Origin of the sequence: Buchananella sp. 14KM1171, assembly GCF_041380365.1 — a bacterium.
Taxonomy (GTDB): Bacteria; Actinomycetota; Actinomycetes; order Actinomycetales; family Actinomycetaceae; genus Buchananella; species Buchananella felis.
On record NZ_CP159981.1, the window covers coordinates 272686 to 293304 of the forward strand.

The 20619-nt window shown below is 70.5% G+C and carries 16 protein-coding genes; 5 read left to right on the top strand and 11 right to left on the bottom strand.

Annotated elements, in window-relative coordinates; translation table 11 throughout:
- The first annotated feature begins 4 nt into the window (after positions 1–4).
- A complete protein-coding gene (locus ABYF38_RS01110; protein ID WP_371152288.1) occupies positions 5–1255 on the top strand; it encodes a ribonuclease D in 1251 nt (416 codons plus the stop codon).
- 39 nt (positions 1256–1294) lie between these two features.
- On the opposite strand, the gene ABYF38_RS01115 is transcribed toward ABYF38_RS01110, so the two are convergent.
- The 5 genes from ABYF38_RS01115 to dxs all read right to left on the bottom strand — a co-directional run bounded on the left by ABYF38_RS01115 (position 1295) and on the right by dxs (position 7606).
- Positions 1295–2023, bottom strand: a complete 729-nt coding sequence (locus ABYF38_RS01115; protein WP_371152289.1) for a hypothetical protein — start codon at positions 2021–2023, stop codon at positions 1295–1297.
- Between the two features lie 9 nt (positions 2024–2032).
- Complete coding sequence (gene pflA / locus ABYF38_RS01120) at positions 2033–2911, bottom strand: pyruvate formate-lyase-activating protein (RefSeq protein ID WP_371152971.1); 879 nt, start codon at positions 2909–2911, stop codon at positions 2033–2035.
- A 68-nt stretch (positions 2912–2979) separates the two neighbouring features.
- The gene (gene grcA2 / locus ABYF38_RS01125) at positions 2980–3231 is read right to left on the bottom strand and encodes an autonomous glycyl radical cofactor GrcA2 (protein ID WP_371152290.1); all 252 of its coding nucleotides are present in this window, start codon (positions 3229–3231) and stop codon (positions 2980–2982) included.
- Between the two features lie 64 nt (positions 3232–3295).
- Positions 3296–5383 carry a pyruvate formate lyase family protein gene (locus ABYF38_RS01130; protein ID WP_371152291.1) on the bottom strand — a complete coding sequence of 696 codons (2088 nt, stop codon included), beginning with the start codon at positions 5381–5383 and terminating at the stop codon, positions 3296–3298.
- A 204-nt stretch (positions 5384–5587) separates the two neighbouring features.
- Positions 5588–7606: a 1-deoxy-D-xylulose-5-phosphate synthase gene (gene dxs / locus ABYF38_RS01135; protein WP_371152292.1), complete on the bottom strand. Its 2019-nt coding sequence runs from the start codon at positions 7604–7606 to the stop codon at positions 5588–5590.
- 179 nt (positions 7607–7785) lie between these two features.
- Here dxs and ABYF38_RS01140 point away from each other — a divergent pair, with 179 nt between their 5' ends.
- Both ABYF38_RS01140 and ABYF38_RS01145 read left to right on the top strand, forming a co-directional pair.
- Positions 7786–9765 (top strand): prolyl oligopeptidase family serine peptidase, encoded by a 1980-nt coding sequence (locus ABYF38_RS01140; protein WP_371152293.1) that lies wholly within the window; start codon positions 7786–7788, stop codon positions 9763–9765.
- A gap of 76 nt (positions 9766–9841) precedes the next feature.
- A complete protein-coding gene (locus tag ABYF38_RS01145) occupies positions 9842–11728 on the top strand; it encodes a chloride channel protein (RefSeq protein WP_371152972.1) in 1887 nt (628 codons plus the stop codon).
- Between the two features lie 84 nt (positions 11729–11812).
- Here the strand turns inward: ABYF38_RS01145 and acnA are convergent, their stop codons facing one another.
- The 3 genes from acnA to ABYF38_RS01160 all read right to left on the bottom strand — a co-directional run bounded on the left by acnA (position 11813) and on the right by ABYF38_RS01160 (position 17589).
- On the bottom strand, positions 11813–14494 hold the full coding sequence (gene acnA / locus ABYF38_RS01150) for an aconitate hydratase AcnA (protein ID WP_371152294.1): 2682 nt from the start codon (positions 14492–14494) through the stop codon (positions 11813–11815).
- Positions 14495–14599: 105 nt separating this feature from the next.
- A complete protein-coding gene (locus tag ABYF38_RS01155; RefSeq protein WP_371152295.1) occupies positions 14600–15931 on the bottom strand; it encodes a class I SAM-dependent RNA methyltransferase in 1332 nt (443 codons plus the stop codon).
- Positions 15928–17589, bottom strand: a complete 1662-nt coding sequence (locus tag ABYF38_RS01160; protein ID WP_371152296.1) for a hypothetical protein — start codon at positions 17587–17589, stop codon at positions 15928–15930. The genes ABYF38_RS01155 and ABYF38_RS01160 overlap by 4 nt, the downstream gene beginning before the upstream one ends.
- Before the next feature lie 63 nt (positions 17590–17652).
- Between ABYF38_RS01160 and ABYF38_RS01165 the strand changes: the two genes are divergently transcribed.
- Together ABYF38_RS01165 and ABYF38_RS01170 are read left to right on the top strand one after the other, a co-directional pair.
- Positions 17653–18315 carry a potassium channel family protein gene (locus tag ABYF38_RS01165; RefSeq protein WP_371152297.1) on the top strand — a complete coding sequence of 221 codons (663 nt, stop codon included), beginning with the start codon at positions 17653–17655 and terminating at the stop codon, positions 18313–18315.
- A complete protein-coding gene (locus ABYF38_RS01170; RefSeq protein ID WP_371152298.1) occupies positions 18315–18989 on the top strand; it encodes a potassium channel family protein in 675 nt (224 codons plus the stop codon). The genes ABYF38_RS01165 and ABYF38_RS01170 overlap by 1 nt, the downstream gene beginning before the upstream one ends.
- Here the strand turns inward: ABYF38_RS01170 and ABYF38_RS01175 are convergent.
- The 3 genes from ABYF38_RS01175 to ABYF38_RS01185 are packed head-to-tail and all read right to left on the bottom strand — an operon-like array spanning position 18906 to position 20591.
- Positions 18906–19601 carry a DUF3159 domain-containing protein gene (locus ABYF38_RS01175; RefSeq protein ID WP_371152299.1) on the bottom strand — a complete coding sequence of 232 codons (696 nt, stop codon included), beginning with the start codon at positions 19599–19601 and terminating at the stop codon, positions 18906–18908. The genes ABYF38_RS01170 and ABYF38_RS01175 overlap by 84 nt on opposite strands.
- A complete protein-coding gene (locus ABYF38_RS01180; RefSeq protein WP_371152300.1) occupies positions 19594–19869 on the bottom strand; it encodes a hypothetical protein in 276 nt (91 codons plus the stop codon). The genes ABYF38_RS01175 and ABYF38_RS01180 overlap by 8 nt, the downstream gene beginning before the upstream one ends.
- Positions 19866–20591 (bottom strand): DUF3710 domain-containing protein, encoded by a 726-nt coding sequence (locus ABYF38_RS01185; RefSeq protein WP_371152301.1) that lies wholly within the window; start codon positions 20589–20591, stop codon positions 19866–19868. The genes ABYF38_RS01180 and ABYF38_RS01185 overlap by 4 nt, the downstream gene beginning before the upstream one ends.
- Positions 20592–20619: the final 28 nt, after the last annotated feature.

Genomic DNA, 20619 nt, shown 5'->3' on the forward strand with positions numbered 1-20619 from the left:
GCGCATGTCTAATCCCCTCGAGATTCTTCCGCTCACGGAGCCGCGTGAGGGCATCCCTGCCCTTATCACCACCCAGAAGGAACTGGAGGAGTGCGCCGCCGCCTTGAAGGAGGGCACGGGCCCGGTGGCGATCGACACCGAGCGCGCCGCCGGTTTCAAGTACCACCAGCGCGCCTACCTGGTGCAGCTGCGCCGCGAGGGCTCCGGTTCCTTCCTGATCGACCCCACCCACTTCGACGGGCTGGGGCTGATCGCCCAGGCGCTGCAGGGCGTGGAGTGGATCTTGCACGCCGCAGACCAGGACATGCCTTGCCTGGCGCTGGAGGGCCTCTACCCCGCCAAGCTGTTCGACACCGCGCTGGCGGCCCGCATCCTCGGCTACGAGCGCATCGGCTTGGGCCCGCTCATCGAGGACGAGTTCGGGCTGGCCCTGGCCAAAGAGCACTCTGCCGCCGACTGGTCGCAGCGGCCCCTGCCGCCGTCCTTCCTGGCGTACGCCGCCCTGGACGTGGAGTTGCTGATCGAGCTGCGCGAGCGCCAGCTGGCCGCCCTGGAGAAGACCGGCAAGCTGGAGTGGGCGCTGGAGGAGTTCGAGCACCTGCGCACCGCCCCGCCCGCCCCGCCTAAGCCTGACCCGTGGCGCCGCGTGCCGCAGGCGAACAAGGTGCGTTCGCGCCGTGGCCTGGCGATCCTGCGCGAGGTGTGGAGCGTGCGTGAGGACATGGCTGCCGCCGTGGACCTCACCCCCGGTCGCCTGATCCCCCACCACTCGCTGATCGCTATCGCGGAGAGCGAGGCCAAGACCGCCGCCGACGTGCTCTCCCTCAAGGCCTGCCGCAACGGCCGGGTGAAGGAGAACCTGGACTTCATCGTGGCGGCGCTGGAGGCCGCCTGGGCGATCCCGGAGGAGGACCTGCCTGCCACCCGCGCCCCCTCGCTGCCCGGCGGCGTGGGCGACCCGCGCAACTGGAAGCGCCACTCCCCTGCGGCCACCGAGATGTACGACGCCCTGCGCGCCGCCATCCTGGAGCGCGCCGAGTTCCTGCACCTGCCGCAGGAGATCCTGCTGCGCCCGCAGCTGCAGCGCGTGTTGGCGTGGCGGTGCCACGAGAAGCGCCAGGCGGGCGGTGACCTGTCTGCGGAGGCGATCGCCGAGCTGATCGGTGCGATTGGGGGCCGCGCCTGGCAGGCCGCCATGCTCGCCCCCGAGTTGGCCGACGTCCTGGCCGGCGCCACCTTCAGCGACGCCAAGTAGCGCCCCGGCTGGCACCCACCGGCCGGCTGCGGTGTTGCGTCAGTCCTGGCAGACGGGCCAGCCGGTGAGGATTTCGGCGATCTTGCCGTCGCGGATCACCCAGCGCACCTCGGCGCCCGGGTCTGCCGAGACGTAGCCGATCTCCTCGGCGTCGCGCATGTCGAAGGACAGGTAGACCTCCTGGCCGTAGTAGCGGCCCTCGGAGTAGTTGTCCAGGTAGAGGTTGCCCACGCGGGAGAACAGGGAGTCGCGCGGGTCACCCACCTGCACGCCGCCGGGCGGGAACAGTCCCTCCGGGGCGGGGCCGGTCAGGCGCCAGCCGGTGATCTTCAGCTCGTCTTCGGACTTGTAGGCCTCGCCGGCGAACACCAGGTCGCCGTAGTCCAGCTCCACGCGGCGGGCGGAGAAGCCTCCCACCTTGCAACCCAGGCGCTCCTGCGGCTGGGCCACCTTGCCCGTCTGGGTCTCCATGTAGGCGGCGAGCTCCTCCGGGGACGCCGGCAGGTCCACGCTGCCCACGTAGTAGCCGGCCAGGTAGGCGGCGTCGTACGGCTTCTCGATGGGCTCGTAGTAGACGCTCTCGTCCACGGGCGCCGGGGTGAAGTCCGGTGCGGGCTGCTGGACGGGCGGCTGCCCACCGGCGTCCTGCGAGGCCTGCGGGGCCGGCGCGTCCGGCACGGGGGCCGGCTGCGTCTGCCCCGTCTGGGAGCAGCCCGCCAATAGGGCAGCAGCCGCCAACACGGTCACCAGGGGGGTCGTCTTACGCACCGGGATAGTCTAGAACGTGGTCAGGCCGCGCGCTCGGAACACCTCGCGGGCCGCCTCGCTCTGCTCCTGCGTGGGCACCGGGGTCTTTTCCAGCTCGTAGGGGATCTTCAGCTCGTCCCACTTGTCGCGCCCCATCTGGTGGAAGGGCAGCACCTCTACCCGGGTGAGGGATGAGATGGTCGCGGCGATGTCGGCCACCCGCGCCACGTTGTCGGGCGCGTCGGTCAGGCCGGGCACCAGCACGAAGCGCACCCACACCTCGATGCCGCGCTCCGAGAGCACGTTGGCGAAGCGCAGCGTGGGGGCCAGCGGCCGCTTGGTGGTGCGCTGGTAGGTCTCCTCGTCGCCGCTCTTGAGGTCCAGCAGCACCAGGTCCAGGTTGTCGAGCATCTGGTCGGTGGCGTGGTCGCCGTAGAAGCCGGAGGTGTCGATGCAGGTGTGCACGCCCAGTTCCTTGGCGCCCGTCAACATGCGGGTGAGGAAGGCCGGCTGCATCATGGGCTCGCCGCCGGAGAAGGTGACGCCGCCGCCGGTGGCGCGGAAGATCGGCTTGTAGCGTTTGACGCGCGCCAGCAGCTCCTGGGCCGTGACGGCCTCGCCGTCCTTCATCTTCCACGTGTCGGGGTTGTGGCAGTAGAGGCAGCGCAGCGGGCAGCCGGCCAGGAACACGGTCATGCGCGTGCCCGGGCCGTCCACTGCGGTGACCAGTTCCCAGGAGTGCATCGAGCCAACCTCGCCGGCGCGAACGGCCTCGAGGTGCTCTGCACGGGACATTGAGGCGGCACGCTCCAGCCCCGCGATGCCGCGCCCGGCCGGGCGCACGCGGGGCACGTCGAGCTCGACGGGCTGCGGGGCGTATTCCCCGGTGGTGCCGTCGGCCGCAGCAATGCCGCGCGGGGCGGGCACTACGACGCGCAGGTCCGCGTCCGTGCCCGCCCCGTGCTCTTCGGGAATGCTCACATGCCCTCGTGGAAGGTGCGGGAGATGACGTCGAGCTGCTGCTCGCGGGTCAGGCGCACGAAGTTCACGGCGTAGCCGGACACGCGGATGGTCAGCTGCGGGTACTTCTCCGGGTTCTCCATCGCGTCGTAGAGGGTGTCGCGGTTGAGGACGTTGATGTTGGCGTGGTACAGGCCCTTGACGCCGCCGCGCTCCTCGCGCTTGGCCTTCATGGAAGCCAGGCGCTCTTCAAAGGTGGGAGTAGCCATTGATCGCTCTTTCTTTGCTGGGTTGGCGAGTTTGTTTGTTCGGGGACGGGCGTGGCCCGGGGTGTCAGTCCTTCGGAATGAAGCCGGCGTCCAGGATGCCGACCAGGTTGGTGACCTGCTCGTCCAGGGTGCGGCCCAGACCCGAGGGGGTGATGGTGTTGGTCAGCGAGATGCCGTCCAGCGCGTCGTCGTAGTCCAGCTTGCCCACGCTCAGCATGGAGGCAACCATGCCGTGCGTGTCGGCGCCGTTTTCGGGGTTGGCGCCCGGCGCGAACGGGGTGCCGGCCTTGTGGCCGGAGGGGAAGGCGCCGGTGGCCTTGCCGTAAACGACGTTGGAGGTGATGGTAAGCACGGACTGCGTCGGGATGGCGTCGCGGTACATGGGGATGCGCTTGATCTTGTCCATCACGGTGTGGACCACGGTCGCGGCGATGTCGTCGGCGCGGTCGTCGTCGTTGCCGTAGACCGGGAAGTCGCCCTCGGTCACGTAGTCAACCACCAAGCCGGTCTCGTCACGAACGGGCGTGACCTTGGCGTACTTGATGGCGGAGAGCGAGTCGGCCACGATGGACAGACCGGCGATGCCGCAGCCCATGGTGCGCACGATCTCGGAGTCGTGCAGGGCCATCTCCACAGACTCGTAGGCGTAGCGGTCGTGGCAGTAGTGGATGATGTTGAGGGCCTCGACGTAGGTGCCCACCACCCAGTCCAGCATCTCCTCGTAGCGGCGCCACACGTCGTCGAAGTCCAGCGGACCATCGCCCTCGATGGGCTCGTAGCCGGTGACTACCTGCTTGCCGGAGACCTCGTCGCGGCCACCGTTGATGGCGTAGAGCAGGGCCTTGGCGGCGTTGACGCGGGCACCGAAGAACTGCATCTGCTTGCCGATCTCCATCGGGGAGACGCAGCAGGCGATGGCGGCGTCGTCGCCCCAGTGGCAGCGGATCTGCTCGTCTGCCTCGTACTGGATGGAGGAGGTCTCGATGGAGATGTAGGCGCAGAACTTCTTGTATCCCTCGGGCAGGTTCTCGTCCCAGAAGATCGTGATGTTCGGCTCCGGCGCCGGGCCCAGGTTGATCAAGGTCTGCAGCAGACGGAAGGAGGTCTTGGTGACCAGCGGGCGGCCGTCCATGCCGAAGCCGCCGTCGGACCAGGTGGCCCAGTAGGGGTCACCGGAGAAGATCTGGTCGTAGTCGATCGTGCGCAGGAAGCGGACGATGCGCAGCTTGATGACCAGCGCGTCGATGATCTCCTGGGCCTCTTCCTCGGTGAGGATGCCGGCGGCCATGTCGCGCTCGAAGTAGATGTCGAAGAACGCGGAGAGGCGGCCGATCGACATGGCGGCGCCGTCCTGGCTCTTGATGGAGGCCAGGTAGCCGAAGTAGGTCCACTGCACGGCCTCCTTGGCGGTCTTGGCCGGGCCGGAGATGTCGAAGCCGTAGGTGGCGGCCATCTTCTTCAGCTTCTGCAGGGCCTTGATCTGCTCGGAGTGCTCCTCGCGGAAGCGCGCCCAGTGCTCGGTGAAGGGCTTGTCGGCTACGGAGTCCTTGTCGCGCTGCTTGGCGGCGATCAGGGCGTCCACGCCGTAGAGGGCCACGCGGCGGTAGTCACCGATGATGCGGCCGCGACCGTAGGCGTCCGGCAGGCCGGTGATGATGTGGGAGGAGCGGGCGGCGCGGATGCGCGGGGTGTAGATGTCGAAGACAGCGTCGTTGTGGGTCTTGCGGTACTGGGTGAAGATCTTCTTCACCTCGGGGTCGGGCTCCTTGCCGGCCTCGCGGATGGCGGTCTCCACCATGCGCCAACCGCCGTTGGGCATCATGGCCCGCTTGAGCGGGACGTCGGTCTGCAGGCCGACCACCACGTCGTCCTGGTCGCTGATGTAGCCGGCCGGGAAGGCGTCGATGTCTGCGGGGGTCTTGGTGTCAACGTCGTACACGCGGCGGCTGCGCTCAACGGAGAGGTAGTCGCGCTCGAGGGTCTCCCAGAGGCCCTTGGTCTTGGCCGTGGCGGGGGCCAGGAAGGCCGCGTCGCCCATGTACGGGGTGTAGTTGCGCTGAATGAAGTCGCGGACGTCAATCGACTCCTGCCAGGGGCCGCCTACGAACGTCTGCCAGGCAGCGGATTCCTGCTGCGCCTGCGCGTCAACCATGAAAATGGTCCTCCTTTAGTGGCGGCGCCCGTGCCGCCCTTGACTCCATCCCAAGGTAGTACCCCGGAGCGCTCCGGCACGTATTTTCGGGCGTTTCCCCAATCGTGGCATGCCCCACAAATCCGCAGAATCGCAGCGTTTTTGGCTATTTCTCGCCAGTGAGACTCGGCCCACCAGGGACTTTCGTCCCCGAATTAATTGAGCCTATCTATCGAGGAGGGTGTGAGAGGTCTGCACAATTCCGGCGCTGTCCATGCCCATCTCCGCCAGCAGGGCGGCGCGCGTGTTGTGGGCCGGGAACACCGAGCGCACCCCCACGCAGCCAACCGGCAGCCCCACCAGCTGGCCGCGCAGCTTGTCGCCCGCACCGCCCACGGCCAGGCCATCCTCCACGGTGACCACAGCGTCGAAGCCGCGCGCGTGCTCCACCAGGGCGGGCGGCATCGGCACCACCACCGTGGGGGCAACCACCTCCACCCGCACGCCGGATTCCTCCAGCTGATGGGCGGCCGTAAGCGCCTCCTGGCACAGCGGCCCCATCGCGACTATGAGCAGTCTCCTGGCTCGGCCCTCCTGGGTGGCCGACGTCGCCGCCGCACCCTGCCCATTGCCGGCCGCACCGCGCTCGGCGCCGTCGCTGCTGGGCGCGGGCGGAGCGTCGCCCACCTCCACGCCGACGGTGGGCGGCACCTGGGCGGCGGCGTCGGCCTCAACGATCGCCGGGCGCGCCTGGCCGGCCAGCTTCAACACGTCGTAGCCCTCGCGGCGCTCGATAGCAGGCAGGGGCTCGGGCAGCGCACCCTTGGGGTAGCGCACCACCTGGGGGCCGCTGCCATCCACGGCGGCGCGCAGGGCGGCGCGCAAGGTGGCCTCGTCGCGGGGGGCGGCGATCGTGATGCCGGGCACCAGGCCCAACAGGGCGATGTCCCACACGCCGTTGTGGGAGGGACCGTCGTCGCCGGTGATGCCGGCGCGGTCCAGGGCAAAGACCACGTGCTCGCCGTGCAATCCCACATCCAGCAGCACCTGGTCCAGGCCCCGGTTCAGGAAGGTCGCGTACAACGCCACCACCGGGGTCAGGCCGGCGTAGGCCATGCCGGCCGCCGCAGTGACGGCGTGCTGCTCGGCGATACCCACGTCCTTCACGCGCGTCGGGTGCGCCTCAGCGAAGGGCGCCAAGCCGACGGGGGCGAGCATGGCTGCGGTGACGCCCACCAGCTCGGGGCGCTCGTCGGCAAGGCGCCTGATCTCATCGGCGAACACGCTGGTCCAACCAAAGCGCGACGGCGCCACCGGCAGGCCCGTCTCCGGGTGAATCACGCCGACCGCGTGGAAGCGGTCCACCACGTCCTCCTCCGCCGGCGTGTAGCCGCGGCCCTTCTCCGTGATCACGTGCACGATCACCGGCTTGCCGTACTCGCGGGCACGGGTGAGGGCGAACTCCATCTCCGTGATGTCGTGCCCGTCCACCGGGCCCAGGTACTTGATACCCAGGTCCTCGAACATCACCTGCGGGGAGAAGACGTCCTTGACGCCCTTCTTCAAGCCGTGCAGCGCACTGAAGGCGGCGCGCCCCACCCGGCCAGAGCGTTGCAGCCGCTCCTTCCCCCACGCCATCACGGACTCGTAGCCCTGGAGGGTGCGCAGCGCGTCCAGGTGGTGCGCCAGGCCCCCGATCGTGGGGGCGTAGGAGCGGCCGTTGTCGTTGACCACGATCACCAGCTTGGAGTCCGGGTGCTCCGCGATGTTGTTCAGCGCCTCCCAGGCCATCCCGCCGGTCAGGGCGCCGTCGCCGATCACCGCCACGGTCCAGCGGTCGTCCTCCCCCGCCATCTGGCGGGCCATCGCGATACCGTCCGCCCAGGAGAGCGAGGTGGAGGCGTGGGAGTTTTCCACCACGTCATGCTCGCTCTCCGCGCGCGACGGGTAACCGGACAGGCCGCCGGGTTGACGCAGCGTGGAAAAATCGTGACGCCCCGTCAGCAGCTTGTGCACGTACGCCTGGTGCCCGGTGTCAAACACCAGGGTGTCCCGGGGCGAATCGAAGACCCGGTGCAGCGCGATCGTCAGCTCCACCACGCCCAGGTTGGGCCCCAGGTGACCGCCCGTGCGAGAGACGGACTCCACCAAGCCAGCACGGATTTCCTGCGCCAACTGGCGCAACTGACCGCTAGTCAGGCACCGCAAATCGGCGTGGGAGGAGATGTCGGTAAGAAGAGCCATGGGTCCCGTCAAGGTCGTGCGGATTGAGGCGATCTTACGGCAACGGCATATCCGGGCGCCGGATTAGCGCCGCGCCCCCAGGGCGGGCCCGCCGGGTGGCCTCGCCAAACAGGCTGTCTTAGTTCCTGCCGCAAACCGGGCTAGACCACTACGATGAACCTGATCCAAAGGAGTGATTCATGGCAACTTCTCGCGTTATCGCCCCCTACGGCACTTGGCCCTCCGCCATCACGCCGGAGCTCATCAGCGGTCGCAACGTGCAGCTCTCCCAGGTTCGCGTGGACGGCGCGGACACCTACTGGGTGGAGGGACGCGCCACCCAGGGAGGACGCCAGGTGCTGCTGCACCGCCGCAGCGACGGCATCACCCAAGAGATCCTGCCGATGACGCCGGAGAACGAGCTGGTGGACGTGCGCACGCGCGTGCACGAGTACGGCGGCAAGGCCTACGCGGTCGCCGAGGGCGTCGTGGTGGTCTCCCACGGCGGGGACGGGCGCGTCTACAAGCTCGAGCCGGCCGGCGCCCGCCGTACCCTGATCCCCCTCACCCCCGCGATCGGCCACCGCTACGCCGACTTCACCATCGACACGGTGCGCGGCCTGGTCTACGCGGTGCGCGAGCGCCACACCCCCGAGGGCGTCATCAACGACCTAGTCGCCATCCCGCTGGACGGCAGCGCCGGGCGTGAGGCCGACGAGATCCGCGTGATCGTCTCCGGCCCCGACTTCGTGGCGGCACCCGACCTGAACCCCGCCGGCACCATGCTGTCCTGGATGGAGTGGGACCACCCGCACATGCCGTGGAACTCCTCCCGCCTGTGCGTGGCCAACCTCGACTTCGAGGGCCACGCCGTGGACAAGCAGGTGATCTGCGGCGGCGAGAACTGCTCCGTGGTGGAGCCCCGCTGGAGCCCAGGCGGCGACCTGGTCTACGTGTGCGACCAGACGGGCTACTGGAACCTCTACCGCGTGGAGGGCCTGGCGGACGGCAAGCCGCGCGTGCGCCCCCTGCACCCCGCCGACCGCACCTTCTCCGTGGCCATGTGGATCATCGGCCTGCACACCTACGACTTCCTGGACGAGGACCACATCGTGTGCTCCTGGGCCGTGGACGGCATCTGGCACCTGGGCTCGATCCGCCTGGCCAACGGCGAGTGCGAGGAGTGGCCGATCGGCTGGCAGCCCTCCGGCAACGTGGCCACCTCCGCCGGGCGCGTGGTGCTGCTGGCGGAGAACGACACCCACCGCCCGGCCGTCATCGAGGTCAGCGGCGGCGACGTGACGGTCCTACGACGTTCCTCCGACGAGCGGATGGACGACCAGGACGTCTCCGTGGCCAAGGAGATCAGCTGGGAGGCCGGCGACGGCCAGACCGTGTACGGCTTCTACTACGCCCCCCACTCCACCACCCACCAGGGTCCCGAGGGCGAGCTGCCCCCGCTGGTGGTCAGCGTGCACAGCGGCCCCACTGCGGCCGCGCGCTCCGGCCTGGACCTGCGCGTGCAGTTCTGGACCTCGCGCGGATTTGCGGTGCTGGACGTGAACTACCGGGGTTCCACCGCCTACGGGCGCGCCTACCGCGAGGCCCTGGACGGCCTGTGGGGCATCGCCGAGGTGGAGGACATCGCCTCCGGCGTGCGCTACCTGACCGAGCAGGGCCTGGTGGACCCCGAGCGCGTCGCCGTGCGCGGCGCCTCCGCCGGCGGCTACTCCGCGCTGCGCGCCGTGGAGCGCAGCGACGTGTTCTCCGCCGCCACCTCCGCCTTCGGCGTCACCGACCTGGCCGGGCTGCGGGCGGAGACGCACAAGTTCGAGCGCTACTACGTTGACCGGCTGGTGGGCGTGGACGGGTCCAGCCCCGCCGGGCAAGCCGAGCTTGCCCGCCGCTCCCCGCTGAACAACGTCGGCACCAACCCGGCCCCGCTGCTACTGCTGCAGGGCGACTCCGACCCCGTGGTGCCGCTCAAGCAGGCCCAGCAGCTCTACGAGGCCCGCCTGGCGGCCGGGCTGCCCACCGCCCTGAAGATCTACGAGGGAGAGGGCCACGGGCTGCGCCTGGCCACCTCCATCCGCGACGCCATCGCCACCGAGCTGTGCTTCTACCAGCAGGTCTTCGGGCTGCCGGTGGAGCAGCCGGAGTTGGTCAATATCTCCGCTTAGCGGGAAAATGGGGCGGCCGGTGAGCAACCGGCCGCCCCAACCTTTTGCCCGCGACCAGATTCCCTCCATGCCGAACATGCGCGCCTCTCACAGCCCCTCCCGCCCAGCCAAGCACACTCCTGCCGCCTCCCCGGGCGCGGCCAGCCCCGCGCCGCCCTCCCCCGCTGACCGCGTGCGCCAGCTGGTGGCCGCTCACCGCTCCGCCCTGGCCGTGGTGGCCGTGGGCATCGGCGTGCTGGTGGGCCTGGCCTCCGTCCTGTTCGACCTGATGATCCGGGGCTGGTCCTGGCTGGGCACGGGCTACGCCGACTACGCCGGCCACGCCGGGGCAGCCCACAGCTGGCTGGGGCTGCCCGCCTGGGTATTCCTGCTGTTCCTGCCGGTCATCTCCGCGCTCCTGTACGGCCCGCTGGTGGCCCGCTTCGCGCCCTCCGCGCGCGGGCACGGCATCCCCGAGGTGATGCTGGCGGTGGCCAAGAACGGCGGGCGCATCCCCGGGCGCGTGGCGGTGGTCAAGCTGATCGCCTCCTCCCTCACCATCGGCGGCGGTGGCTCGGCCGGCCGCGAGGGCCCGATCGTGCAGGTGGGCGCCGCCCTAGGCTCCTCGATCGCCGGGGGCCTGCGCCTACCCACCTCCCGCGTGGTGCTCCTGGCCGCAGCCGGCGCCGCCGGTGGCATCGCCGCCACCTTCCACGCGCCGCTGGCCGGGGCCGTGTTCGCCCTGGAGGTGATCCTGGCGGCCTTCTCTGCGGAGTCCTTTGGCTACGTGGTGCTTTCTTCCGTCGCTGCCTCCGTCACGGCGCGCGCCATCCAGGGCTCGCACACGATGGTGGACATCGGGGCCAGCCTGACCATGACGGACCTGACCGACATGGGCTGGGTGGCCCTGGTGGGCGTCGGGGCCGGCCTGGTGGGGCTGGGCTTTTCCAAGCTGCTCTACCTGATAGAGGACGCCATCGACTGGCTGTGGGGATTCCTGCGCCTGCCGGAGTGGTCCCGCCCCGCCGTGCTCGGCCTGGTGCTGGGGGCGGGGTTGGTGGCCGCGCCGGTGCTCTACGGCTCGGGCGGCTCGGTGCAGCTGGCCGCCCTGAGCGGGCAGTACTCGATCGGCGTGCTGCTCCTGCTGGTGCTGGGCCGGGCCATCTACACCTCCTGGACCATCGGCATGGGCGGGTCGGGTGGAGTGTTTGCCCCCACCCTGTTCCTGGGGGCGCTGGCCGGTAGCGCCTTCGGGCAGGCGATCGCCTACCTGACTGACGCCTCCCCGGCCGTCTACGGCGTGATCGGCATGGGGGCGGCCTTCGCGGGCGCGGCCCGGGCCCCGCTGACCGGCGTGCTCATCATCGTGGAGATGACCGAGCAGTACTCGCTTATCCTTCCGCTCATGCTGGCGGTGGTGCTGGCCACGGCCGCCTCCCGCTACCTCACCCGCGCCACTATCTACACCGAGAAGCTGCGCCGCCGGGGCGACGCGCTTACCCAGCCGGTGGACCGCACCCTGCTGGGCCGGCGCAGCGCCCAGCAGCTGATGGGGGCCGTGCCCGCCGTCCTCTCCCCCGCCACCACGCTCGACGAGGCCGCCCGCACCATGCGCCAGGCCGGAGTGAGCGCCCTGCCGGTCTGCCGGGGCGGCTCCCTGGAGGGCGAGTTCCTGGGGGTGGTGACCGCCCTGGATCTGGCCTTGGCCGCCGACGTTGCGCCCACCGCCCCCACCCTGGCCACCCTGCCGCTCAACCACGTGAGCGTGCCCGCGCACTGCCTGCCCTCGCAGGTGCTCAAGCGGCTTTTGCCGGGCGGCCCGGAGGGCGTGCCGGTGCTGGACGACGCCGGGTGCGTGATCGGCTGGATCTCCCAGCCCGACCTGGTGGGCAAGATGCGCCGGGCCCAGCTGCGGGCCCTGGAGCAGGGCAAGCAGTCCTCGTGGGGATCGCGCTTCCTGGACAGGCGGCGCGCCCGACGCTGAGGCTCACCGGGCTTTCCCGGCACAAGGCGGCGGCCCGGCTGGATCTCTCCCGCCGGGCCGCCACTCTTCGCGCACCCCAGGTTTCTACGCGGAGGCCAGCTGGCGCAGCACGTACTGCAGGATGCCGCCGTGGCGGAAGTAGTCCGCCTCGCCGGGGGTGTCGATGCGCACCACCGCGTCGAACTCGATGGCCTGGCCGCCCTCGCGCTGCGCGCGCACGTGCACGGTCTTGGGGGTGACGCCCTCGTTGAGCGCTTCGATGCCGGTGATGGTGAAGGTCTCCTCACCGGTCAGGCCCAGGGTGTCGCGGGTCTGTCCGGCCGGGAACTGCAGCGGCAGCACGCCCATGCCGATCAGGTTGGAGCGGTGGATGCGCTCGAAGGACTCCACGATGACGGCCTTGACGCCCAGCAGGGCGGTGCCCTTGGCGGCCCAGTCGCGCGAGGAGCCCGAGCCGTACTCCTTGCCGCCCAGCACCACCAGGGGCGTGCCAGCGGCCAGGTAGTTCTGGGCGGCGTCGTACACCGTGGCGACGGGGGCCTCGGCCTGGGTGAAGTCGCGGGTGAAGCCACCCTCGACGCCGGGCACCACCTCGTTGCGGATGCGGATGTTGGCAAACGTGCCGCGAATCATGACCTCGTGGTTGCCGCGGCGAGAGCCGTAGGAGTTGAAGTCGCGCGGCTGCACGCCGTTGGCGAGCAGGTACTTGCCGGCCGGGGTCTCCGGCTTGAAGGAGCCGGCCGGGGAGATGTGGTCGGTGGTGACGGAGTCGCCCAGCTTGAGCAGCACACGCGCACCTTCGATGTCCCGTACCGGCGTGGTCTGCATGCCCATGCCCTCGAAGTAGGGGGGCTTGCGCACGTAGGTGGAGGCGGCGTCCCACGCGAAGGTGTCTCCCTCGGGGGTGTCCAGGCCCTGCCAGTGCTCGTCGCCGGCGAAGACGTCTGAGTAGGAGTCCTCAAACATCTCGCGGTCGATGGCGGTGTCGATGGTGTGCTGCACCTCCTGCGGAGTGGGCCAGATGTCCGCCAGGAACACGTCGTTGCCGTCGGGGTCTTGGCCCAGCGGCTGGGTGGCGAAGTCGAAGTCCATGGTGCCGGCCAGCGCGTAGGCCACCACCAGCGGCGGGGAGGCCAGGTAGTTCATCTTCACGTCGGGGTTGATGCGCCCCTCGAAGTTGCGGTTGCCGGAGAGCACGGCGCACACGGCCAGGTCGTTCTCCCGCACGGCCTCGCTGACGGGGCCGGGCAGCGGGCCGGAGTTGCCGATGCAGGTGGCGCAGCCGTATCCCACCAGGTTGAAGCCGAGCGCGTCCAGGTCACCCCACAGGCCGGCCTTGGTGTAGTAGTCGGTGACCACCTTGGAGCCGGGGGCCATGGAGGTCTTCACCCACGGCTTGGACTTCAGGCCGCGCGCCACGGCGTTGCGGGCCAGCAGGCCGGCGGCCAGCATGACGGACGGGTTGGAGGTGTTGGTGCAGGAGGTGATGGAGGCGATGGCCACGTCGCCGTGGTTCAGGCGCGTGACGGTGCCGTTTTCGAGCGTGACGGGCACGTCCCCGCGCTCGCCCTGCGGCGCGTAGGTGCCGATCGCCTGCGCAAAGGCCTCCTTGGCGGCGGAGAGCTCGATGCGGTCCTGGGGGCGCTTGGGGCCGGCGATGGAGGGCACCACGGTGGACAGGTCCAGCTCCAGGTACTCGGAGAACTTGGGCTCGCGGGACGGGTCGTGCCACAGCCCCTGGGCCTTGGCGTAGGCCTCCACCAGGGCGATGGACTCCTCGGAGCGCCCGGTCAGGCGCAGGTAGCCCAGGGTGACGTCGTCGATGGGGAACATGGCGGCGGTGGAGCCGAACTCGGGGCTCATGTTGCCGATGGTGGCGCGGTTGGCCAGCGGCACGGCGCTGACGCCCTCGCCGTAGAACTCCACGAACTTGCCCACCACGCCGTGCTGGCGCAGCTTCTGGGTGATGGTGAGGACCACGTCGGTGGCGGTGGCGCCGGCGGGGATGGCGCCGGAGAGCTTGAAACCGACCACCTTGGGGATGAGCATGGAGACGGGCTGGCCCAGCATGGCCGCCTCGGCCTCGATGCCGCCCACGCCCCAGCCCAGCACGCCCAGGCCGTTGACCATGGTGGTGTGGGAGTCGGTGCCGACGCAGGTGTCCGGGTAGGCCACCACGGTGCCGTCGGCCTCGGGCTTGGTGAAGACGGTGCGGGCCAGGTACTCGATGTTGACCTGGTGCACGATGCCGGTGCCGGGCGGGACCACGCGGAAGTTGTCGAATGCGCCCTGGCCCCAGCGCAGGAACTGGTAGCGCTCGCCGTTGCGCTCGTATTCGCGCTCCACGTTGCGCTGGAAGGCGTCGGCGGTGCCGAAGACGTCGATCTGCACGGAGTGGTCGATCACCATCTCCGCCGGGGCGAGCGGGTTGATGCGGGTGGGGTCGCCGCCCAGTTCCGCCACGGCCTCGCGCATGGTGGCCAGGTCGACGATGCAGGGCACGCCGGTGAAGTCCTGCATGACCACGCGGGCAGGGGTGAACTGGATTTCGGTGTCCGGCTCTGCGGTCGGGTCCCAGTTGGCCAGGGCCTCGACGTGGGCGCGGGTGACGTTGGCACCGTCCTCGGTGCGCAGCAGGTTCTCTGCGAGCACCTTCAGGCTGTAGGGGAGCTGGTCAAGGCCCGGCACCGCGTCGAGCCGGAAGATCTGGTAGTCCTTCTCCCCTACGGTGAGGGTGGACTTGGCTCCAAAAGAGTTAACGCTCATTAACGCTCCCTTGCTCGGCAACTTCCGCCCACAAGTTACCGGCAGGGCCGTGTTTTCACGCTCATTTCGGGAAAAGTGGCGCGTTTGGGCGGTTTTGTTGGGGCGTTACTTGCCCACCGGTTGGAGCAGCACCATGGATTCCACATGATGCGTGTTAGGAAAAAGGTCCCACGCCCGCAGTTGGGTGGGCCAGTACCCCTCCTGGGTGGCCGCCTCGCAGTCCCGCGCCAGGGCGGCCGGGTCGCAGGCGACCAGCACGATTGCGCGCGCACCGAGCTGGCAAACCGCCCTCATCACGGGGCCGCGAGCGCCCGCCCGCGGCGGGTCCAGGACGACGAGGTCCACCTGGCCGCCCAGTTTGGCGGCGGCCTTCGTGATTCCGGCCGGGTCCACGCTGCCCGACAGCGCGGTGACGGGCAGGCCGTGGCAGTTGCGCCGGGCCGCCCGCACGGCGCGCGGGGAGCCTTCTACGGTGACGACGCTGCCGCCGCCCGCCTTCCTCCCACCGCTACCGGTGGCCACGGCCCGCCCGAGGGCCTGGGAGAACAGGCCGGCCCCGGAGTAGAGCTCCAGGATCCGCTCTCCGGGCTGGGGACGGGCCAGGTCCATCACCCCGGCCACCAGGGCGGCGGGAGCGCCGCGCTGGACCTGCCAGAAGCCGGCCGCGTCCAGCTGGTAGGTCAGTTCCCCCACCGGGCTGTCCACGCGCTCGACCACGGTGGCGGGGGCTTCCTGGCGGTCCGCGGTGTAGAACTTGCCCTCGATGCCCACCAGCACCGGGCTGGCGGAGGGGGCCACGGCCCGCACCCGGTCGCCGGGGCGCCACAGCTTGCGCCACGGCGAGTCGGGCCCGAACAGGCCGAGCTCGCGCAGCTCGGGCACGGCCAGGGGCATGTCGGTCAGCTCCACCAGCTCGTGGCTGGCGTGCCGGTGCATGGCCAGGCGGCCCTCGGCGTTGACCACCGCCTCGATGCGGGTGCGCCCACCCTGACGCTGCTGCCCAACCTGCCGATGCTGCCCGCCCTGGCCGTCCTGCCCGGCCGCAGCCTCCACTGCCTCCACTGCCGAGACGGTCACGGCGCCCACCCGCTGGGCCACGTGCTCGGCCAGGGCCCTGGAGCCGGTGCGGCGCAGGCAGTCGGTGATCACCTCGGCCTTCAGCTCGCGCTGGTAGCCGGGCTCCAGGTGACCGAACTCCGCTCCGCCTACCCCGCCGGGGCCGGCGGCCGGCCAGACGCTCGGGACGCGGTGGACGCTGGGCTCCAGCACCTCGACGGCGTCGGCCTGCCAGTAGCGTCCCCGCTTGGTGACGCGGGCGCGCACCCGTTCCCCCGGGGCGGTGTGGCGCACAAAGACCAGCTGGCCGTCCTCGGTGTGGGCCACGCAGTGGCCGCCGTGGGCGATCGGCCCGATCTCAAGGGCTAGTTCTTCGTTCACTTGCTCTCGCCTTTGCTGGTCGCGTCGGGACCGGGCGCTGCGCTCGCTGCGGTCTGCTCTGCGCCGGAGGTAGGCGCGGCAGCGTCGGCCCCCAACTGCCAGGGCACGGTGGCGATAACCACCTCTTGGCCGGCCAGGGCGCGCTGCAATTTTCCGGTGGTGTAGTTGTAGAGCGGCGCCTCCAGGCGGGTGCGTGGCAGCAGCTCGGGCACGTACACCATCACCAGGTCGTTGGGGTTGCCGGCCCGCACCACGTCCACGTGCTTTTGCACGGCGCGGGCCAGTTCGCCGTCGGGGGCGTCCACGAAGGTCAGGTCCACCGGCAGCTGCTGGGCCTCCCAACGGCGGCGCAGCTGGGCCCCGTCGAATCCGCCGGTCAGCACGCACAGGGCCTGCAGCGTGTGCGGGCGGGCGGCACGGGCGTAGGCGATGGCGCGGTGCGTGGCCAGGGTTAGGTCCGTCAGCAGCACGAAGGCGTGGGTGCGGGGCGGGATGCCGCGCGCGGGGGCGGCACTGGCCTGCTTCAGCTCCGCGTCCGTGAGCTGGTAGGAGCGGGCCACCATGCCCTGGGCCACCCACAGCAGCGCGATCACCGCCACCACCGCCAGGGCGATCAGCGGGCTCCAGGCCACCGAGGCCACCGCCAGCACGCCGCTGAGCACGGCCGCGACGCCCGCCACCAGGCGGGTGAACTTGGCGCGGCGGCGCTCACGCACCACCCCGGAGACGGAAAGGGTGTGGCTGGCAAAGCGCACCAGCGCCCACTTGCCCAGGCAGAAGGACACGGACCAGGACAGCAGGAACACCGCCACCATGGTGCCCACGTCCGCGCGGGCCGCCACCAGCAAGATCGCCGCGCCACCGGAGGCGGCCAGCACGCCAAAGACCTCCGCCAGGCGATTGCCGGCGCGGCGCAGCTGGCGCGGCACCAGCGACTCGCGGCCAAGGCGGCGCATGAACACCGGCAGGCCCTCCAGCGTGGCCACACCGGCCGAGACCAGCACGGCCACCGCCAGGGCGATGATGATCCACACGGGCAGAGAGTTGCCGAAGGCCACCCGGGCCAGGCGCTCGAACAGCGGCTCGTTGTCCCCCGGCTCCAGCAGGCCGGCGCGCACCGCCACGTCCACGCGCCCCGCCATGTAGGCCTGCAGCACGCCCAGGGAGAGCAGCACCACCGAGGTGACGAAACCGACCACGACGGCCGCTATCGAGGCGCGGCGCACCATGCCGCGCGGGGTGAGCAGCTGCAGCAGGCTCACGGCAGCCAGGATCACCAGGGAGATCAGCACCTCCGGCAGGCGCGGGAACAGCGCCCGCACGTACATGCCCGCCACGGCGGCGATCAGCGCGGTGGCGGCGGCGTAGTCCACCACCCGGGCAGAGGTGACGATGCGCAGCGCCCAGTGCGGCAGGTAGATCGCCGCGGCCATCACGTCCCCGCCGGGCAGCCGCATTCTCCGCACCGCCACCAGCACGGCCGCCACCACGGCGAGCACCGCGCCAAAAATCCCCAGGCGCACCGCGAAGAACGGGGTGGCCAGGGCGGCCAGCAAGATGAGCTCCGGCACGAACGTCACGGCGCTCACGATCCGCACCGTGCCTGCCACGGCCCTTATCGCGCCGCCCACGGGTGAGGATGCTTCTTTTTCTGCCACGCGGGCATGTTACGCCACCTGCCCTTGGGGCCGCGTGGGCGCGTGACCGTTAAACTGGGCGGCGTGCACATCGTCATTGTGGGCGCGGGCCGCGTAGGCACCGCGCTGGCCACCCGGCTAGAGGAACAAGGCCACTCCGTTGCGATCATCGACCGCGCCCCGGAGGCCTTCGAGCGGCTCCCGGAGAGCTTCGAGGGCCGGCGGATCACGGGCCTGGGCTTTGACCGCGACACCCTGATTCGCGCCGGAATCGAGCACGCCTACGGGCTGGCCGCAGTGACCAACGGCGACAACTCAAACATCCTGGCCGCGCGCGTGGCCCGCGAGACCTTCAAGGTGGAGCGGGTGGTGGCCCGCATCTACGACCCGCGCCGCGCAGACCTCTACACGCGCCTGGGCATCCCCACCGTCGGCACCGTGCGCTGGACCACCCAGCGCATGGCCCACATGCTGCTGCCCACCGACCTGAGCGTGATCCACCAGGACGCCTCCGGCGAGGTCAGCCTGTGCAACCCGATCGTCTCCTCCGCCTGGATCGGCACGCCGTACGCGCAGATCGAGGAGCGGGTGGGCGGCCGCGTGGCCTACCTGACCCGCGCCGGCGTGACCCGCCTGCCCGGGGGCCGCGACGTCTTCCAGGAGAGCGACGACGTCTTCTTCCTGATACCCACCAGCCAGATCGATAGGGTCACCCGCCTGCTGGGTACCCCGCCGCAGGAGGACTAATGCGCGCAGTGATTGCTGGGGCCGGCTCCGTGGGCCGCACCATCGCCGCAGACCTGATCGCTGCCGGCCACGAGGTCACCCTGGTGGAGAACCGGCCCGGGAAGATGCAGATCTCCACGGTGCCCAGCGCCGAGTGGGTGCTTGGCGACGCGTGCGCGCCCGACGCGCTGGACGAGGCGGACACGGCCTCCTGCGACGTGCTGGTGGCCGCCACCGGGGACGACAAGGCCAACCTGGTCATCTCTTTCCTGGCCAAGACCGAGTTCGGGGTGCCGCGCGTGGTGGCGCGCGTGAACGAGCCGCGCAACGAGTGGCTGTTCGACTCCTCGTGGGGCGTGGACGTGCCCGTCTCCACCCCCCGGATCATGACCAGGATCGTGGAGGAGGCGGTCAGCGCCGGCGAGCTGGTGCGCCTGGGGGCCTTCCAGTCCGGGGCGCAGGTGTATCAGGGCACGCTGCTGCCGGGGGCGGTCAGCGAGGGCAAGCGCCTGATCGAGCTGGAGCTGCCGGCCGACGTTGCCGTCACGGCCGTAGTGCAGGAGGGCCGCCCGGTGCCCGCCCTGGCGGACCAGGTGCTCTCTAGCGGGGACTCACTGCTGCTGGTCATCGGCAAGGCCGCCGGCCCCGACGCCCTTGCCGTCCTGCGCGGCCTCCTTCGCCCAGCCGCTCAGTAGCAGCCAGCTGCCCCACGCGGCCAGCGCGAACAGCGGCAGGCCCAGCAGCAGGTGGAAGACGCCCAGCGTCCCGGTGGAGCCGGACAGGTAGAGGGGAACCTTCACGCCCAGGCGCACCGCGAAGACCGCCACCCACAGCCAGGTGGCCAGCAGGGCGGCCCGCTTGAAACCGGCGGAGGCCGTGCGGTACCAGGAAAGCGGGCGGCCGTGGATGACACCCAGGAACATTCCCAGGATGGGCCAGCCGATCAGGGCGGAGATCGCCACGACACTGCCGTAGGCGGCGTTGATGAGGATGGAGGGCAGGTAGACGTCCTCGGCGCGGCCGGTGCGGTAGGCCCACACCACGCCCACCGCCAGGCCGATGAAGCCGGAGAAGACGCCCTTGAGGGTGGAGCGGCGCACCAGGCGCAGCACCACGAAGACGGCGGTGATAGAGCCGGCGATGGCTAGGGCCAGCCCGATCCGCCCGGTGAGCAGGAAGCAGGCAATGAAGGCCGTGCCGGGGGCCAGGGACTCCAGCACCCCCAACGGTCCACCCACGGCCTCGTTCAGGGAGAAGGACTGCTGCCCCACCTGCCCCAGCAGGCCACCGTTCACCTTGCTAGTCATCTTGGTCCTCCCGCAGCAGGTCGTAACTCGGGTTGAGCATGGCCGGACCGCCCGGGCGGTTGACCACCATGCCGCGCACTCGCATCAGCACACCGGGGCGCACCCCGGGCACGTCGGCCCGCCCGATCCACTCCACGGTCAACGCCCGCTCGCCGTCCAGGAGCACGGCCCGGAATCGCACATCGCCACCATGGGCGGGGTGCGTGACGGAGAAGACGCGGGCCGTGGCCTCCCCGTAGGTGCGCGGCCCGATCGCGCTGGCCGTCACCGAATCTCGGTGATCTCCGGGCCCCGAGCGTCGTTCGGGTCCAGCGACAGGGCGGCGGTGGCGGCGGCCGGGATGCGCGCCGTGGGCGGCTGGAGGGCCAGCACCTTCCGGGGCGGCATGGGCTCGCTGCCGCGATCCACGATGGTGGCAGACAGGATGTTCTCCGCCGGGTTGAGCTTGTTCGGGTCGTGCGGCGCCATCGCCAGGGGCCCGCGGATCATGGCGCGCAGGAACCAGCGCGGCCCCTCCACCCCAATCACGCGGATAGGCACCACGGCCCGCTTGCCGTCCGGGGACTGCACCGGGATCTGGGCGCGGATCTCCTTGCCGAAGCAGGAGGTAACGATCTCTGCACGCCCGCCGTCGGCCACCATCTGGTCGGCCATGGACTCGCGGATCTCCCGCCACAGCCCGCCGGAACGCGGCGCGGCAAAGACCGCCAGGTTCAGGTCGCTGCTGCCGAGCGGATAGCTCACGCCCAGCACGGTCTGCCGGTCCGGCGCCACGTCCAGGCGCAGCGCCACCCCCGGCAGCTGCATGATCTTCAGCGGCCCCATGTCCAGGTAGCCGGGGCGAATCTTTCGCTCGGAGATGTCGTAGGGGCCGTGCTTCTTGTCCGCAGCGGGCTTGTTCACCACTTCGCGGCGCTCCTGCAGCTCCTCAGGCAGTACCTCCTTTTGGAGCGTGACGTCTGCGTCCTTCTTGCGCGTGAACCAACCCATTGCGGCCTCTTTTTTCCGTTTCGCTTCG

Coding starts and splice junctions, on each gene's coding strand:
- ABYF38_RS01110 (WP_371152288.1), top strand. CDS start 5: ATGTCTAATCCCCTCGAGATTCTTCCGCTCACGGAGCCGCGTGAGGGC.
- grcA2 (WP_371152290.1), bottom strand. CDS start 3,231: ATGGCTACTCCCACCTTTGAAGAGCGCCTGGCTTCCATGAAGGCCAAG.
- ABYF38_RS01130 (WP_371152291.1), bottom strand. CDS start 5,383: ATGGTTGACGCGCAGGCGCAGCAGGAATCCGCTGCCTGGCAGACGTTC.
- dxs (WP_371152292.1), bottom strand. CDS start 7,606: ATGGCTCTTCTTACCGACATCTCCTCCCACGCCGATTTGCGGTGCCTG.
- ABYF38_RS01140 (WP_371152293.1), top strand. CDS start 7,786: ATGGCAACTTCTCGCGTTATCGCCCCCTACGGCACTTGGCCCTCCGCC.
- ABYF38_RS01145 (WP_371152972.1), top strand. CDS start 9,842: ATGCGCGCCTCTCACAGCCCCTCCCGCCCAGCCAAGCACACTCCTGCC.
- acnA (WP_371152294.1), bottom strand. CDS start 14,494: ATGAGCGTTAACTCTTTTGGAGCCAAGTCCACCCTCACCGTAGGGGAG.
- ABYF38_RS01170 (WP_371152298.1), top strand. CDS start 18,315: ATGCGCGCAGTGATTGCTGGGGCCGGCTCCGTGGGCCGCACCATCGCC.
- ABYF38_RS01175 (WP_371152299.1), bottom strand. CDS start 19,601: ATGACTAGCAAGGTGAACGGTGGCCTGCTGGGGCAGGTGGGGCAGCAG.
- ABYF38_RS01185 (WP_371152301.1), bottom strand. CDS start 20,591: ATGGGTTGGTTCACGCGCAAGAAGGACGCAGACGTCACGCTCCAAAAG.